This window comes from Streptomyces sp. NPDC097981, assembly GCF_040302565.1.
GTDB lineage: Bacteria > Actinomycetota > Actinomycetes > Streptomycetales > Streptomycetaceae > Streptomyces.
On the sequence record NZ_JBEORW010000006.1, the window covers coordinates 214,420 to 231,304 of the forward strand.

Annotated in this window: 12 protein-coding genes; 10 read left to right on the plus strand and 2 right to left on the minus strand. The window is 72.6% G+C overall.

Annotation, left to right across the window (positions count from 1 at the left end; all coding sequences use genetic code 11):
- Nucleotides 1-183 precede the first annotated feature (183 nt).
- Complete coding sequence (locus tag ABTY04_RS08700; RefSeq protein ID WP_352212603.1) at nt 184-1,821, minus strand: penicillin-binding transpeptidase domain-containing protein; 1,638 nt, start codon at nt 1,819-1,821, stop codon at nt 184-186.
- Between the two features lie 174 nt (nt 1,822-1,995).
- Nucleotides 1,996-3,777: a dolichyl-phosphate-mannose--protein mannosyltransferase gene (locus tag ABTY04_RS08705; RefSeq protein ID WP_502996585.1), complete on the minus strand. Its 1,782-nt coding sequence runs from the start codon at nt 3,775-3,777 to the stop codon at nt 1,996-1,998.
- 90 nt (nt 3,778-3,867) lie between these two features.
- Between ABTY04_RS08705 and rsmI the strand changes: the two genes are divergently transcribed.
- From rsmI to ABTY04_RS08755, 10 genes are all read left to right on the plus strand, one after another.
- Nucleotides 3,868-4,764 (plus strand): 16S rRNA (cytidine(1402)-2'-O)-methyltransferase, encoded by an 897-nt coding sequence (rsmI, locus tag ABTY04_RS08710; RefSeq protein WP_352212604.1) that lies wholly within the window; start codon nt 3,868-3,870, stop codon nt 4,762-4,764.
- A 160-nt stretch (nt 4,765-4,924) separates the two neighbouring features.
- Nucleotides 4,925-5,419 carry a hypothetical protein gene (locus ABTY04_RS08715; RefSeq protein WP_502996586.1) on the plus strand — a complete coding sequence of 165 codons (495 nt, stop codon included), beginning with the start codon at nt 4,925-4,927 and terminating at the stop codon, nt 5,417-5,419.
- Between the two features lie 10 nt (nt 5,420-5,429).
- Nucleotides 5,430-6,335 carry a TatD family hydrolase gene (locus ABTY04_RS08720; RefSeq protein ID WP_352212605.1) on the plus strand — a complete coding sequence of 302 codons (906 nt, stop codon included), beginning with the start codon at nt 5,430-5,432 and terminating at the stop codon, nt 6,333-6,335.
- A 304-nt stretch (nt 6,336-6,639) separates the two neighbouring features.
- Nucleotides 6,640-7,860, plus strand: a complete 1,221-nt coding sequence (locus tag ABTY04_RS08725; protein ID WP_502996591.1) for a resuscitation-promoting factor — start codon at nt 6,640-6,642, stop codon at nt 7,858-7,860.
- A 221-nt stretch (nt 7,861-8,081) separates the two neighbouring features.
- Complete coding sequence (gene rsmA, locus ABTY04_RS08730; protein WP_352212607.1) at nt 8,082-8,993, plus strand: 16S rRNA (adenine(1518)-N(6)/adenine(1519)-N(6))-dimethyltransferase RsmA; 912 nt, start codon at nt 8,082-8,084, stop codon at nt 8,991-8,993.
- The gene (locus ABTY04_RS08735; protein WP_352212608.1) at nt 8,990-9,892 is read left to right on the plus strand and encodes a 4-(cytidine 5'-diphospho)-2-C-methyl-D-erythritol kinase; all 903 of its coding nucleotides are present in this window, start codon (nt 8,990-8,992) and stop codon (nt 9,890-9,892) included. The genes rsmA and ABTY04_RS08735 overlap by 4 nt, the downstream gene beginning before the upstream one ends.
- Before the next feature lie 119 nt (nt 9,893-10,011).
- Nucleotides 10,012-11,334, plus strand: a complete 1,323-nt coding sequence (locus ABTY04_RS08740; protein ID WP_352212609.1) for an acyltransferase family protein — start codon at nt 10,012-10,014, stop codon at nt 11,332-11,334.
- 54 nt (nt 11,335-11,388) lie between these two features.
- Complete coding sequence (locus ABTY04_RS08745; RefSeq protein ID WP_352212610.1) at nt 11,389-13,185, plus strand: ABC-F family ATP-binding cassette domain-containing protein; 1,797 nt, start codon at nt 11,389-11,391, stop codon at nt 13,183-13,185.
- Nucleotides 13,186-13,339: 154 nt separating this feature from the next.
- Nucleotides 13,340-14,971 (plus strand): outer membrane protein assembly factor BamB family protein, encoded by a 1,632-nt coding sequence (locus tag ABTY04_RS08750; protein WP_352212611.1) that lies wholly within the window; start codon nt 13,340-13,342, stop codon nt 14,969-14,971.
- 164 nt (nt 14,972-15,135) lie between these two features.
- Entirely contained in the window at nt 15,136-16,833 is a 1,698-nt protein-coding gene (locus ABTY04_RS08755; protein WP_352212612.1) for an outer membrane protein assembly factor BamB family protein, read from the plus strand.
- Nucleotides 16,834-16,885: the final 52 nt, after the last annotated feature.

Here is a 16,885-nt window from a genome sequence, read left to right on the forward strand (position 1 = left end):
CCGGGCGGCGGCCGCAACCCCGCACCCGGTGTTCCCGACGGCCCCGCAGGGCCTGATCAACCACGCGGGCGCCACCCTGACCGACGTCCGCGAACGCTGACCGGCCGGTCCGGACCCGTCGGTACCCTCCGGCGGCGAGCGGCGAGCGGCGAGCGGCGAGCGGCGAGCGGCGCGCCGGGCACGTCAGGAGGAGGACAGCACCGCCGCCACGACCGGGCCCGCCGCGTCGCCGCCGTGGCCGCCGGCCTCGACCATCGCCGCCGCGGCGACGTCATCGCTGTAGCCCGTGAACCAGCTGTCCGGGCTGCCCGCCCCGTCGACCTCCGCCGAGCCGGTCTTCGCACCCTTGTCGCCGCCGACCGAGGACATCGCGGCTGCGCCCGTGCCGCTGGTCGCCGTCAGCCGCATCATCGAGAGCAGCTGCTGGCGCACCGACGGTTTCATCGTGCGCGCCGCGCTCGCGATCGGCCGGCCGTCGAGCTCCGGTTCCACCAGCAGGGGCTGGTGGAACCGGCCGCTGCGCGCCGTGGCCGTGATGGAGGCGACGTTCAGCGGGTTCATGGTGACCTGGCCCTGCCCGATGTACTCGGCGGCCGCCGATGCGCCCGTCGCGGCGGGGACCTTGCCGTCGACGGACTTGATGCCGGTCTTCCAGTCGAGGCCGATGCCGAAGACCTCGGTGGCCTCCTTCGACAGCGCCGAGTCGTCCTTGACGTCGTCGATCTGCTTGATGAAGGCGGTGTTGCAGGATTTGGCGAAGGCGGTGGCGAAGGTCGCACCCGGCAGTTCGAAGTTGTTCAGGTTGTGGAAGGAACGGCCGCCCCAGGAGGCCTCCTTGACGCACTCGGCAGGCTTGTCGGCCGCCGCCTTGCCCCGGTCGATCAGCATCGCCGCCGTGATGATCTTCAAGGTCGAGCCGGGTGCCCGTGCCCCCTGCATCGCCGCGTTGTAGCCGTCCCTGCGGTGGTTGGCGATGGCCAGGATCTGCCCGGTGCTCGGCTGGACGGCCACCACGGAGGACTCCGGGTACTTGGCCACCGCCTTCTCCGCGGCCGCCTGCACCTTCGCGTCCAGGTAGGTCTTCAGCGTGCTCGGCTCCCCCTCCACCAGCGTCAGCAGGGTCCGCTTCGGCGCGTCCTGGGCGGCCGGCTCGATCCACAGCTCGGCCCCGGACTTGCCGCCCACCTTGCCGCCGTACGTCTGGCGCAGCTCGTCGAGGACCGGTCCGAGCGAGGGGTACTTCTCGGCGCCGAGCTCCTCGCCATGGCGGTCCACGGCCTTGACCGGCGGGGCCGCGGGGGCGCCCGCGCGCAGCTTCTCGTCCTTCTGCAGCTGCGGGTGGATGACCGAGGGCTGCCAGTCGACGAGCGGCTTCCCGCTGTTCAGCCCGCGTACGACGGTCAGCTTGGACTCGTATGCGAGCGGCTTGGCGGTGCCCGCGTACGTGACCTCCGCGGCCACGGTGAACGGGACGGTCGCCCCCGCCGCGGTGCCCGGGGTGATCACGGCCTTGGACACGTACGCCTTGGCCCGGTAGTCGGCGACCGCGGTCTGCGCGGCCTGCACGTTGTTCGTCAGTTCGGCGGCCGCGTGCGCGTCCCCGGCCGCCCAGGCGGCGAGGAAGGCCTTCGCGGTCTGCGCGGCCTCCTTGTCGGTGACGGGCCCGCTGCCCTTCTCCGCTTGCAGGGCGGTGTCGCCCTTGGCGTCGCCGCCGTGCCCGCTGCCGGCGCCGTCCACGAGGGCGTACACCCCGTACCCGGCCCCGCCGACCATCGCCAGAAACACCCCGCCGACGATGGCACCCTTCGCCGCCCCGTTCACGTACGTCCCCTCCCCAGGAGCCACAGTTCCCTGAACGTGTTCAAAGAACTCCAGGTGCAGACCTTACGCTGTGTTCGCGCACCGTGCACATCTTGTTACTGGACGGATATATTCCGCCTCATGCAAAACGAACGGGCCCGGCACCATCAGGTGCCGGGCCCGCCGTCGTCGCTGCTAGACCCAGGAGTCCAGCCACATGCGGCCGCGCCAGGAATCCATCGGGAGCGTCTGGCCCGTGTAGATCGGCCAGAAGTAGATGAAGTTCCAGATGATCAGCAGCACCAGGACGCCCGCCGCGATCGCGCCCAGCGCGCGCCTGCGCTCCGTCGAGCCCGCCGGTCCCAGCAGGGCGCCGATCATCATCGCCACCGCGAGGCACAGGTACGGGACGAAGACCACCGCGTAGAAGAAGAAGATGGTCCGCTCCTGGTAGTTGAACCAGGGCAGCAGGCCCGCACCCAGCGCGCACGCGATCGCGCCCGCCCGCCAGTCACGGCGGAAGAACCACCGCCACAGCACGTACAGCAGCGCGAAGCAGCCCGCCCACCACAGCAGCGGGGTGCCCAGGGCCAGCACCTCGCGGGCGCACTTGCCGGCTTCCGTCGCCGGGCAGCCGTCCGTGCCGGGGTCGGGGGACTCGTAGAAGTAGGAGACGGGACGGCCCAGGACCAGCCAGCTCCACGGGTTGGACTCGTAGGTGTGGCCCGAGGTCAGGCCGACGTGGAACTTGTAGACCTCGGTCTCGTAATGCCACAGGCTGCGCAGCCACTCCGGCAGGAACGACAGCGAGCTGCCCTGGTCGTTCTTCGCGGCCCAGTCGCGGAAGTAGCCGCCCTTGCCGTTGTCCGGGCTCAGGATCCAGCCCGTCCACGAAGCCAGGTACACCGCCACCGCAACCGGCACCGTCGAAAGGAAGCCCGGCAGCGCGTCGCGGCGCAGCATCGCCGCGTACGGGGCGCCCGCCCCCGCGGTGCGGCGCGCGGCCGCGTCCCACAGCACTGTCAGCACGCCGAAGAAGGCCAGCACGATGAGGCCGTTCCACTTCGTGCCGAAGGCCAGGCCCAGGCAGACGCCCGCCAGGATCCGGTACGGGCGCCAGCCCAGCCGCAGCGTCTCGGCGACGGCGGCGTCCGGGCGGGTGCGCCCCTCCTCGTCCACTGGGAGCGCGGCCGCGAGTCCGGCCCGGGCCTTGTCCCGGTCGATGAGCAGCGCCCCGAACGCGGCCAGCACGAAGAACATCAGCACCAGGTCGAGCAGCGCGGTCCGGCTCATCACCAGATGCAGGCCGTCCACCGCGAGCAGTGCGCCCGCCAGGCAGCCCAGGAAGGTGGAGCGGAACAGGCGGCGCCCGATCCGGCACAGCATCAGCACCGACAGGGTGCCGAGCACGGCCGTCATGAACCGCCAGCCGAACGGCGTGAAGCCGAACATCCACTCGCCGAGCCCGATGACCCACTTGCCGACCGGCGGGTGCACGACGTAGCCGGGGTCCAGCGGGAGGGCGACCCCGTCCGGATTGGCGAGGATCGACTTGTCGATGTCCTTGGGCCAACTCGCCTCGTAGCCCTGCCGGATCGTGGCCCAGGCGTCCTTGGCGTAGTACGTCTCGTCGAATATCACCGCCTTCGGGCTGCCCAGGTGCACGAAGCGCAGCACCCCGGCGACCAGAGACACCAGCACCGGCCCCGCCCACGCCAGCACGCGCTGCCAGACGTCCCACTCGGAGGGCGGGAGCCCGAGCGCCGCCCACAACTGCGGGGAGGGCTGCGCGTACGGGGGCACCAGGCGGGTGCCGACGTCCTGCCGCCGGACGTCCTGCCGCCGGGTGTCCGCGGGCGGCGCGTAGCCGAAGCCGCGCATGCGGCGCAGCCAGGTGGACGGCTGTTCTTCGCGTCCCGCCACAGGGGCGGGCGGGGCCCCCGCGGGGCTGGGCGACGGCGTCGCGGTACTGGTCACCGGGTCATCGTAGGGAACGCACCTGTGCGAACCCCAGTGCCGGGGACGGTCGGAGCGTGTGCCGGGCGGGACGGCTGAGAGGATGGACGGGTGACGACTGACCAGCTCCCCGGCTCCGAAACCTCCTCTTCCGCAGGCGTGCTCGTGCTCGCCGGCACCCCGATCGGCGATCTCGCCGACGCCCCGCCCCGGCTCGCAACCGAGCTGGAGCGGGCCGACGTGGTCGCCGCCGAGGACACCCGGCGGCTGCGCAGGCTGACCCAGGGACTCGGCGTGCACACCACCGGGCGCGTCGTCTCGTACTTCGAGGGCAACGAGTCGGCCCGCACCCCCGAGCTCGTCGAGGCGCTGGAGGAGGGCAGGCGGGTGCTGCTGGTGACCGACGCCGGCATGCCGTCCGTCTCCGACCCCGGCTACCGGCTGGTCGCCGCCGCCGTGGAGAAGGACATCAAGGTCACCGCCGTGCCCGGGCCCTCCGCCGTGCTCACCGCGCTCGCCCTGTCGGGCCTGCCGGTGGACCGGTTCTGCTTCGAGGGGTTCCTGCCGCGCAAGGCCGGCGAGCGCCTCGGCCGGCTCCGCGAGGTCGAGGGCGAGCGCCGCACGCTCGTCTACTTCGAGGCCCCGCACCGGCTCGACGACACCCTCGCCGCGATGGCCGAGGTCTTCGGCACCGGCCGGAGGGCCGCCGTGTGCCGCGAGCTGACCAAGACGTACGAGGAGGTCAAGCGCGGCGGGCTCGGCGAGCTGGCGGCCTGGGCCGCCGAAGGCGTGCGCGGGGAGATCACCATCGTCGTGGAGGGCGCCCCGGCGGCCGGGCCCGGCGACGTGGACGCCGAGGAGCTGGTGCGCAGGGTGCAGGTGCGCGAGGAGGCCGGGGAGCGGCGGAAAGAAGCCATCGCGGCGGTCGCGGCCGAGGCGGGAGTACCCAAGCGGGAGGTCTTCGACGCGGTCGTCGCGGCAAAGAATGCGGCTCAAAAGATGCTGTAAGACGGTAAAGAGCTAACCTGAAAAGCAAAGCTCAGACCGCGCACCCGGCGCTTTTGGCATGAGTCGACCAAAGACCGTCCAACAGTAGACAGGGCCTGATGCGCTCCCGCCCGAAGAGGCGTCCACTGGCAATGGCACCAGTGGAAAAAGAGGAGCTGGCATGAGTGAGATCGCAGACACCTCGGTACCCGTACCCGTACCCGCCGTACCCGTCTCCGTGCCCAGGCCCGGAGTCCAGATCGTGCACGAGGCGTACTCCTTCGCGTGCATGAAGTGCGGGTACGCCTGGGAGCAGGGCTACGAGATCGAGCACCACGTCGACGGCAAGGGCCAGCCCTTCATCATCTGCACCGTCAAGGGCGAGCGGGTCCCCTCCCCGCTGTCGAACCCGACCTGCCACAACTGCGGCGGGCACGTGGTGCGGATCATGCGGGAAGGCCAGGTGTCATCGGTCCTCGGCACCATCGACAAGCTCTACCACCACCGCATCTCGCCCGGGATCGCCGGCCCGGTGCCGGCCGGCGCGAACGTCCCGCGGGCCCCGAAGCAGCGCAAGATCCCGGCGCACGACGCCCCCGGGCCCGTCGCCGTCGACGAGGCCGCCGAGCGCGGGGGCTGGCTCTCCCGACTGATGAGGATCTTCCGCCGGTCATAAGATCGGCCGTATGAGCACTGCCTCCAAGGACACCCCGCCGCCCCTGCCCGAACCCCTCCGGGTGGCGGTGGCGGACTCCCACACCCATCTGGACATGCAGGGCGGCACCGTCGAGGAGGGACTCGCCAAGGCCGCCTCGGTCGGAGTGACCACCGTCGTCCAGGTGGGCTGCGACCTGAAGGGCTCCCGCTGGGCGGCCGAGACCGCCGCCGCGTACGAGAACGTCCACGCCGCCGTGGCCCTCCACCCGAACGAAGCCCCCCGCATCGTGCACGGAGACCCTGGGGGCACCTCCCAGCCCCCTGGGGCTGGGGGAGGATGGTCGAGGCAGGGCGTGCGGGCCGGCGGCGGGGAGGCCGCCCTCGACGAGGCGCTGGCCGAGATCGAGGAGCTCGCGACGCTGGCGCACGTGAAGGCCGTCGGCGAGACCGGGCTCGACTACTTCCGCACCGGACCCGAGGGGATGGCCGCGCAGGAGCGCTCCTTCCGCGCCCACATCGAGATCGCGAAGCGGCAGGACAAGGCCCTCGTCATCCACGACCGCGAGGCCCACGCCGACGTGCTGCGCATCCTGCGCGAGGAGGGCGCGCCCGAGCGGACCGTGTTCCACTGCTACTCCGGAGACGCCGAGATGGCACGCGAGTGCGCCGCCGCCGGGTACTACATGTCGTTCGCCGGGACCGTGACGTTCAAGAACGCCAGGCCGCTGCGCGAAGCCCTCGCCGTGGCGCCGCGGGAGCTGGTGCTCGTCGAGACGGACGCCCCCTACCTCACCCCGGCGCCGTACCGCGGACGGCCCAACGCGCCGTACCTCATTCCGCTGACCGTACGGGCGATGGCGGCGGTCCGGGGGATCGGCGAGGACACGATGGCCACCGCCCTGGCGGCGAACACGGCGCGCGCCTTCGACTACTGATCCCCGCCCCCCGCCCGACACGCTGCGTAGCGGCCCGGCTTTGGTGGGTGACGGGCGCTCCGCTAGGGTGCCGTGCCCGAACCGACGGGACCGGACCAGTGGAGCGAGCGTCGTGAGCGAGAGTCCTTTCACCGGGGTGTACGGGCACGAGGCCGCCCCGGACACCGAGCCCGCCGTGCGCACGGGAGAGCGGCGCGCCGCCCGGCGCCGCAAGAGCGGCGAGGCCGGCCCCGTACCCGCCGCCCCGACCGGACGGCGACGGGCCGCGCCCCCGGCGGGCGGCACGGACCTCGCGCCCCCCGCCGTGCCCGGCACCGGGCGCCGGCGCAGCCCGAACCCCGGCCCCGCCACGGGCCCGGCCACCGGAGTCCCCGCCCGGCCCGCCGGCACCGGGCGGCGGCGCCGGGCCGCCCCCGCAGGGACGGCCGCGGGCCGGGACAGCTGGCGGCGGCTGGTCCCGCAGGCGCTGGTCGTCGCCTTCCTGGCCGGCGGTACCACGGCCTTCGTCGCCGCAGACAAATCGGTACGCCTCACCGTCGACGGAGAACCCAGGACGCTGCACACCTTCGCCGGCGACGTCGACCAGCTCCTCGCCGCCGAAGGACTCGGCGTCGGCCCCCACGACCTCGTCGCCCCGGCCCGCACGGAGGCCCTCGAAGACGGCGGCGAGGTCGTCGTCCGCCACGGCCGCCCCCTGCGCCTGACCCTCGACGGAGAGAGCCGCCAGGTGTGGACCACCGCCGACACCGTCGAGGGCGCACTGCGCCAGTTCGGCATCCGCGTCGAGGGCGCCTACCTCTCCGCCCCGCGCACCGCCCCCGTGCCGCGCGCCGGCCTCGCCCTCTCCGTCCGCACCGAACGCAGCGTCACCTTCATGGCGGACGGCCGCGAGAGCACCATCCGCACCAACGCCGCCACCATCCAGGAGGCCCTAGGCCAGGCCGGGATCACCCTCCAGGGCCAGGACACCACCTCCGTCCCGCCCGCCTCCTTCCCGCGCGACGGCCAGACCGTCACCGTGCTCCGCGTCACCGGCACCCGCGAGGTCCGCGAGGAACGCATCCCGTACGCGACCGAGAGGACCGAGGACGACGACCTGTTCGCCGGCACCGAGGTGGTCGAGCGGGCGGGCCGCCCCGGAGCGCGCAGGGCCACGTACGTGCTGCGCACCGTCAACGGGGTCCGGCAGAAGCCCCGCAAGGTCGCCGAGGAGACCGTCCGCGAGCCCGTCACCCAGCTCGTCAGGGTCGGCACGCAACCGCTGCCGGCCTCCGTCTCCGGGGCGGACGGCCTCGACTGGGCGGCGCTCGCCCAATGCGAGTCCGGCGGACGGCCCACCGCCACCGACGCCTCGGGCACGTACGGCGGCCTCTACCAGTTCGACGTCCACACCTGGCAGAGCCTCGGCGGGAGCGGACGGCCGCAGGACGCCCCGGGCCCGGAACAGACGTACCGGGCGAAGAAGCTCTACGTGCAGCGGGGGGCGAGCCCCTGGCCGCACTGCGGCCGCAGGCTTTACCGGTAGCCGCAAGCAGCATGCCCGGGTTCCGGATCGAACGGGTGCCCCTTCGCCGGCGGTGTCGCTGACCGGACGGCAGCACCGGCGAGACCGGGGCGCTGCTGCCGGCGCCGGGCGCGGGATTGCGCCTCCACGCCCGCGCCACCCGTCCGCGGCGGGTACACGTCCTTGGACCGGACGCCCCGGTCCGGCTCGGGATCACCCGGCTGATCTGAGACGCTTTACCGGTGAGCACCGCAGAGCAGCAGCCCGAGAGCACGACCAGCACGCCCCCCGACGCCCTCCTCGGCCCGGCAGACATCCGGGAACTGGCCGCCGTACTCGGCGTGCGCCCGACGAAGCAGAAGGGCCAGAACTTCGTCATCGACGCCAACACGGTGCGCCGCATCGTGCGCACCGCCGAGGTACGCCCCGACGACGTCGTCGTCGAGGTCGGGCCCGGCCTGGGGTCGCTGACGCTCGCGCTGCTGGAGGCCGCCGACCGGGTCACCGCCGTCGAGATCGACGACATCCTGGCCGCGGCGCTGCCCGCCACCATCGAGGCGCGGATGCCGGCCCGCAAGGACCGCTTCGCCCTGGTGCACTCCGACGCGATGCTGGTGGAGGAACTGCCGGGTCCGGCGCCGACCGCGCTCGTCGCGAACCTCCCGTACAACGTGGCCGTGCCGGTGCTGCTGACTATGCTGGACCGCTTCCCGACCATCGAGCGGACGCTGGTGATGGTGCAGGCGGAGGTCGCCGACCGGCTGGCCGCCGAGCCGGGCAGCAAGGTGTACGGAGTGCCCTCGGTCAAGGCGAACTGGTACGCGCACGTCAAGCGCGCCGGGTCCATCGGGCGCAAGGTCTTCTGGCCGGCGCCGAACGTCGACTCCGGCCTGGTCTCGCTGGTGCGGCGGACCGAGCCGATCAAGACGACCGCCACGAAGGCGGAGGTCTTCGCCGTCGTGGACGCGGCCTTCGCCCAGCGCCGCAAGACGCTGCGCGCCGCGCTGGCCGGCTGGGCCGGCTCGGCGGCGGGCGCCGAGGCGGCACTGGTCGCCGCCGGGGTCTCCCCCCAGGCGCGCGGGGAGTCGCTGACGGTGGAGGAGTTCGCGGCGATCGCCGAGCACAAGCCCGCGGCGCCGAGGCCGGCCCTGTGAGCGGCGGCGTGACCGTACGGGTCCCCGCGAAGGTCAACGTCCGGCTGGCGGTCGGCGCGGCCCGGCCCGACGGCTTCCACGACCTGGCCAACGTCTTCCTCGCGGTGTCGCTGTACGACGAGGTGACCGTCACCCCGGCCGATGCCCTCACCGTCACCTGCACGGGCCCCGACGCGGACCAGGTCCCCCTGGACCGGACGAACCTGGCCGCGCGCGCGGCGGAGATCCTGGCGGCCCGCCACGGCCTGTCCGACGCCGTCCACATCCACATCGCGAAGAACATCCCGGTGGCCGGCGGCATGGCCGGCGGCAGCGCGGACGGGGCGGGTGCCCTGCTGGCGTGCGACGCCCTGTGGGGCCTGGACACCCCGCAGGCCGAGCTCCTGTCGCTCTGCGCGGAGCTGGGCAGCGACGTGCCGTTCAGCCTGCTCGGCGGGGCGGCACTGGGCACCGGGCGCGGAGAGCTCCTGACCCCGGTCGCGGCGGGCACCTTCCACTGGGTGTTCGCGGTGGCCGACGGCGGCCTGTCCACGCCGGCCGTCTTCCGCGAGTTCGACCGCCTGGCCGAGGGACGGTCCGTCCCGGCCCCGGAGGCCTCGCCGGCGCTCCTCGCCGCGCTCGCGTCGGGCGACCCGGACGCGCTCGCCGCGACCCTCGCCAACGACCTCCAGCCGGCGGCGCTGTCGCTGCGCCCGCAGCTGGCCGCGACGCTGGAGGCGGGCACGTCCGCGGGAGCCCTGGCCGCGCTGGTCTCCGGCTCCGGGCCGACGACGGCGTTCCTGGTCCGCGACGCGGAGTCCGCGCTCAAGGTCGCCGCCGCCCTCGAAGCCTCCGGCACCTGCCGCACCACCCGCACGGCCACCGGCCCGGCCCCGGGCGGGACGGTGCTGCCGTCCTGACCGTCCGGCCGGGAGGCCCCGGGGCCCCGGAGCCCCGGCGGCCCACGCCGCGGGTACCCAGGGGGAAATGAGTATCCGCACTCTGGTCCCGGCCGGGTCCCGCGCGGGAGCGTGCCCCCATGGGATACACCGCCAAGGACCTCGCCGAGGCCACCCCCGGGAGCCGGGACCGGTACGTCGACCTGCTGCGGGTCGCCTCGCTCGGGACCGTGCTCCTCGGGCACTGGCTGATGGCCGCCGTCAGCCGTGACGGCATAGGCAATCTGCTCGCCCTCGTCCCCGCGCTCCAGGTGCTCACCTGGGGACTGCAGATCATGCCGGTCTTCTTCTTCGTCGGCGGGTTCTCGCACGCCCTGTCGTACCGGTCCCTGGCCCGGCGCGCCGACGGGCGGCCCGTCTACGCCGCCTTCCTGCGCGCCCGGCTCCAGCGGCTGCTGCGGCCCACGCTCGTCTTCGTCCTCGTCTGGACCGCCGGGGCGCTCGCCGTACAGCTCGCCGGCGGCGGTCACGGGCGGCTGACCGGGGCCGCCCTGCGGCTGGTCACCCAGCCGCTGTGGTTCATCGGCATCTACCTCGCCATGGTCGCCTTCACCCCGGCCCTGCTGAAACTCCACCAACGCCGGGGCTGGGGGGCCTTCGCCCTGCTCGCGGGGGCCGCGGCCGCCGTCGACGTACTCCGCTTCGCGCTCGCCGTCCCCTACGTCGAGTTCCTGAACTTCGCCTTCGTCTGGCTCGCCGTCCACCAGCTCGGCTTCCTGCGCGCCGACGGCCGGATCACCCGCCCCGGCCCGCTCGCCGCCGCCGGACTCACCGGCGCCGTGCTGCTCGTCGCGTACGGCCCGTACCCGCTGTCCATGGTCGGGATGCCCGGCGAGAAGGTGTCCAACATGGCCCCGCCCACCCTCGCCCTGCTGGCGCACGGGATCTGGCTCGTCGGAGCCGTGGAACTGCTGCGGGCCCCCGCCGCCGCCCGGCTCGCCCGGCCCCGCGTCTGGCGCGCCGTCGTCGCCGCCAACGGGATCGCCATGACCGCCTTCCTCTGGCACCTCACCGCCATGCTCGCCGTGTACGGGGCCCAGCTCGCGCTCGGCATCGGGCTCCCCGCACCCGCCACCGCCGCCTGGTGGGCCCAGGTACCCCTGCGGCTGCTCGCGGCCGCCGGGCTGACCGCCGTGCTCGTCGCCGTCTTCCGCAGGTTCGAAGCCCCCGCGCCGAGCACCGCCGAGCCCGGCAGCGGGCCCCTCGCCGCCCTCGGGATCACGCTCTGCCTGCTCGGCGTCCTCGGCCTGTCCATGACCGGGCTCGGCGGCCTGCTCGAAGGCCACAGCGCCACCCTGGTGGCCCTCCCGGTCACCGCGCCCGCCGCGATCGCCATGGCACTGGGCGGTTGGCTCCTGGTGGAACGTTCCGGGGCGGCCCGGAGGGTTAGGCTGGGGGGCTGATCCACACCCGCACCCGGGCTCCGTCCGGGGGGACCCCCACCTGGAGCGCTCCTGATGGCCGTCAATCTGGTCAATGTCGAGGCAGTCAGCAAGGTGTACGGCACCCGTACCCTGCTCGACGGCATCTCCCTCGGCGTGTCCGAAGGAGACCGCATCGGTGTCGTGGGCCGCAACGGCGACGGCAAGACCACCCTCATCCGCATGCTCGCCAAGCTGGAGGAGCCCGACACCGGCCGGGTCACCCAGAGCGGCGGCCTGCGCATGGGCGTGCTCACCCAGCACGACTCCCTCGACCCCGCGGCGACCATCCGCCACGAGATCATCCGGGACATGGCCGACCACGAATGGGCCGGCAACTCCAAGATCCGCGACGTGCTCACCGGACTCTTCGGCGGCCTCGACCTCCCCGGCTTCGGCCAGGGCCTCGACACCGTCATCGGCCCGCTCTCCGGCGGCGAGCGCCGCCGCATCGCGCTCGCCAAGCTGCTCATCGCGGACCAGGACCTCCTCGTCCTCGACGAGCCCACCAACCACCTCGACGTCGAGGGCATCTCCTGGCTGGCCAAGCACCTCCAGGAGCGCCGGTCCGCGCTCGTCTGCGTCACCCACGACCGCTGGTTCCTCGACCAGGTCTGCACCCGCATGTGGGACGTGCAGCGCGGCGACGTGCACGAGTACGAGGGCGGCTACAGCGACTACGTCTTCGCCCGCGCCGAGCGCGAGCGCATCGCCGCCACCGAGGAGTCCAAGCGGCAGAACCTGATGCGCAAGGAACTGGCCTGGCTGCGCCGCGGCGCGCCCGCCCGGACCTCCAAGCCGCGCTATCGCATCGAGGCGGCCAACGAGCTCATCGCCGACGTGCCGCCGCCGCGCGACAAGTCCGAACTGATGCGCTTCGCCAACGCCCGCCTCGGCAAGACCGTGTTCGACCTGGAGAACGTCACCGTCCAGGCCGGACCCAAGGTCCTGCTCAAGCACCTCACCTGGCACCTCGGCCCCGGCGACCGCGTCGGCCTCGTCGGTGTCAACGGAGCCGGCAAGACCTCGCTGCTGCGCGCGCTCGCCGAGGCGGCCCGCACCCAGGGCGAGGCCCAGCCCGCCGCCGGCAGCGTCACGGTTGGCAAGACGGTCAAGCTGGCGTACCTCTCCCAGGAGGTCGGCGAACTCGACCCGTCCCTGCGGGTCCTGGAAGCCGTGCAGCGCGTACGCGACCGCGTCGACCTCGGCAAGGGCCGCGAGATGACGGCCGGTCAGCTGTGCGAGCAGTTCGGCTTCACCAAGGAGAAGCAGTGGACGCCCGTCGGCGACCTCTCCGGCGGCGAGCGGCGCCGGCTGCAGATCCTGCGGCTGCTGATGGACGAGCCCAACGTGCTCTTCCTCGACGAGCCCACCAACGACCTTGACATCGAGACCCTGACCCAGCTGGAGGACCTCCTCGACGGCTGGCCGGGCTCGATGATCGTCATCTCCCACGACCGGTTCTTCATCGAGCGCACCACCGACACGGTGATGGCGCTGCTGGGCGACGCGAGCCTGCGCATGCTGCCGCGCGGTCTGGACGAGTACCTGGAGCGCCGGCAGAAGATGATCGAGGCGGCCACCCCGGCGCCCGCCCCGGCCGCCGCCAAGTCGACGGCCTCCGGCGACTCGCGCGCCGCGAAGAAGGAACTGGCGAAGATCGAGCGCCAGCTCAACAAGATGGCGGACCGCGAGACGAACCTGCACGCCCAGATCGCCGAGAACGCCACCGATTTCGACAAGGTCGCCAAGCTCGACGCCGAGCTCCGCGAACTCATCTCGGACCGGGACGAGTTGGAGATGCGCTGGCTGGAACTGGCCGAGGAGGCCTAGATCCCGCCAGGCGCGGGTCGCCAACTGGCCTGATAACGGCGTTGTCACGGGCCGGTCCTCCCTTGGGAACAGGGGATCGACCGGCCCGATGTATGAGCGCTGTCAGTGATAGAAAGGTGATCTCCCACCCACCCGACGCCGAAGGTACGCGCTGATGACCGAGCAGCCCCAGCCGCCGAACCAGCCGCCCACACCTTCCGGTTACGGTCACCTCCCCGGCCCGCCGCAGCCCGGCTACGGCTACCCGTCGCAGGGCGAGAACCCGTACGCCCAGCAGCCCCCGACACAGCCGATGCAGCCGATGCCGCAGCAGGGCCACTTCCCGCCGCCGCCCCCCGGCATGCCGACCGTCGCGATGCAGCAGGCCACAGGCGCGGCGCCCAGGAACAAGACGGCCGTGGTCATCGCCGCAGCCGTCGCCGGCGCCCTCGTCCTCGGCGCCGGCGGCTACTTCGCCTTCTCCGGCGGCGGTGACGAGGACAAGGGCAAGCCTGCCGCGCAGAGTTCCGGGCCCGCCGACGACAAGCCCTCCGCCGACGTGGACAAGGGCGACGGCAGCGGCGGTTCCAAGGAGACCGAGGACCTCAACGCCGGCCGCAAGCAGGGCGAGGGCAAGGTCCTCTGGCTCAGGACCGCCAAGATCGACGGCCCCGGCCTGGGCGTGGACTCCGCCGGCCAGTGGATCGTCGGCGACACCGTCGTCAAGAGCGTCTGGAAGAACCTCACCGCCTACGGGATCGCCGACGGCAAGGAGAAGTGGACCCTCGCGTTCCCCACTCCCCTCTGCTCCGTCACCCGGCAGACCACCGCCGAGGCCAAGACCGTCGTCATGTTCAAGGACGGCGACGGCGACAGCGCCTCCTGCAACCAGATGAAGCAGATCGACCTCAAGGCGGGCAAGGAAGGCTGGACGAAGGAGGTCCCCAAGGAGGGTCTCTTCGACATCATGACCAGCCCCAGCCTGGGCATCGTCGGCGACACCGTCGCCGTCAGCCGCAGCGGCACCGCCAGCGCCTTCAAGGTCAGCACCGGCGACAAACTCTTCGGAAGCGCCACCGCCGAGGGCTGCAAGCCCGACGCGTACGTCGCCGAGAAGACCAAGATGATCGCCATCGCCACCTGCTACGACGACGACATGTCGAGCGAGGTGTCCGACGCCGACCCGGTCACCGGCAAGAAGACCTGGACCTTCAGACTGCCCGCCAAGTACAAGGTCAACGCCGTCTATTCGCTGGACCCCCTCGTCCTCGACATCGGCAACGAGGACAAGAAGGAACGCTCCATCGTGGTCCTCGGACCCGACGGGAAGCAGCGCGCCACCGTCAGCGGCGAGGGCAGCTTCGCCACGGAGTGCACCAACGGCCTCTTCCGCTCCGTCGAGGTCTGCTCCACCACCGCCGTGGACGCGAACACCCTCTACATGCCGACCGTCGCCGAACCCGGCAAGGCCAACGAGATCGTCGCCTTCGACCTGGGCACCGGCAAGGCCAAGTGGCGCACCCCGGCCGGGGACGGCCGCACCCTCACCCCGATCGGGGCCGCGAACGGGCAGCTGTTCGCCTACCGCAGCGCCGCGTCCGAGCAGGGCGGCGAGGTCGTCTCCGTCCCCGCCGGCGGCGGCGCGCCCACCGCGCTCCTGCGCAACCCGTCGGGAACGGCCGCCCCGATCGAGAGCAGCTTCTACTCCCCGAACATCGACTACGCGGACGGACGGCTCTTCATCTCGGCCTCCCGCCTGCGCGCCAAGGGCACGGACGAGAAGCTCCTGATGGTCTTCGGCAAGTGAACGAGTCCACCGAGCCGCCCACCGAGAGGCAGTAGCAAGCGATGAGTACCCCGCCGCCCCCCAACCAGCCGCCCGCCGGCGGCTTCGGACCGCCGCAGGATCCTCCCCCGGCCAACGCCGGGGGGACGCCCGCGCCCGGAGGCTTCGGCGCGCCGCCGCCGACCATGCCACAGCAGCCGGCCGCGCCGCCGACCGTACCGGCCGTACCGCCGACGATGCCCGCCCCCGCCGTGCCCGCCGCGCCCCCGCAGGGGCAGCCGGCGTACGGCTATCCGCAGCAGGCGTACGGCTACCCGCAGCAGGCATACGGCTACCCGCAGCAGGCATACGGCTACCCGCAGCAGCCCGCCGCTCCCGGCACCCCGCCGCCGCCCTACGGCGCGCCCACGGCCCCGATGCAGGCGGCCCAGCCCCCGGCCCCGGCCGGCGCGGGCGGCGGCAGCGAGAAGCGCACCCAGCTGATGATCGTCGGGGCGGCCGTGCTGGCCGTCGTCCTGATCATCGCGGGCGGCCTCTGGTACGTCTCCGGCGACGGCGGCGACGACGACAAGCAGCCCACCGCGAACGGCAGCCCGAGCGGCGACAAGCCCGCGACCGGCTCCGCCGGTTCGGAGAAGGCGCCCGCCAACACCAAGGCGAAGCCGCTGTTCAACCAGCCGAACCCGACCCCGGAAGACATCGCCACCGTCGCGGGCTCCTGGCTCACCGACACCACCTACGTCAAGTCCGACCTGGCGAAGGTCGTCGGCTACAACACCGTCGACGGCGCCAAGAAGTGGGAGATCCCCTTCCCCGGCGAGCTCTGCGGGGCCACCAAGCACGTCAGCGACAACAAGACGGCCGTCCTCTTCCGCCCGGCGAAGGCCACGCCCGAGAACAAGTACCCGGCGTGCACCGAGGTCGGCGTCATCGACCTGAACGCCGGCAAGCTCCTCTGGTCGGGCAACGCCAAGGGCGCCACCACCGGCGACAAGCCCGCCTCCTACTACGAGGTCACGCTCAGCGGCCAGACCGTCGCCGCGGGCGGCACCAGCGGCGGCGCCGCCTGGAACCTCGCCGACGGCAAGTCCCTGTGGACGCCCAAGGTGGACGGCGAGGGCTGCTACGACAGCGGCTACGCCGGCGGCGAGGCCCTCGGCGTGATCCGCAAGTGCGGCCGCGGAGACAACGAGACGCTGTACGCCCAGACCCTGGATCCGGCCACCGGCGCCCAGACCGCCTCGTACAAGCTCTCCCCGGGCATCGAGTGGGCGTCCATCGTCTCCACGAAACCCCTGATCGTCGCCGCCGACGTCGGCAAGACCGCCAAGAACGCCTCCGGCGTCAGCGACCTCTTCGTCGTCGACCCCAAGGGCGAGCTGAAGGCGCGCATCTCGCTGGCTTCCGGCAACTTCGGCGGCAAGTGCGGGGGCACCGAGGTCGAGAAGTGCTCCGGCTTCGTCGTCGGCAACGGCAAGGTCTACCTGTCCTCGGTCGAGCACCAGGGCAAGGACTCGGGCCGCACCAACGAGCTGCTCTCCTTCGACCTGGAGACCGGCAAGCAGACCACCGACCGCGCCGACGCGGGCGAGCGGTACACCCTGTACCCGCTCCGCATGGACGGGTCGAACGTCATCGCGTACAAGGAGCCCCCGTACGACAAGGGCGGCCAGATCGTCAGCATCGACGGTACGACGATGAAGGAGACCGTCCTCATGGAGAACCCGGTGACCAGCCGGACCGTCGAGACCGGCTTCTCGCCCGAGTACTCCGAATACCGCTACCACAACGGCAAGCTCTTCATCTCCCGGACGACGGTCAGCAAGCCGTCCTCGGTCAAGAGCGACCCCGAGTACCTGTTCGTCTCGTTCAGCGCCAGCTGATCCCCGGCCGATCCCGGCCGGACCCCGCACACGGCAGAAGCCCCCGGAAGGT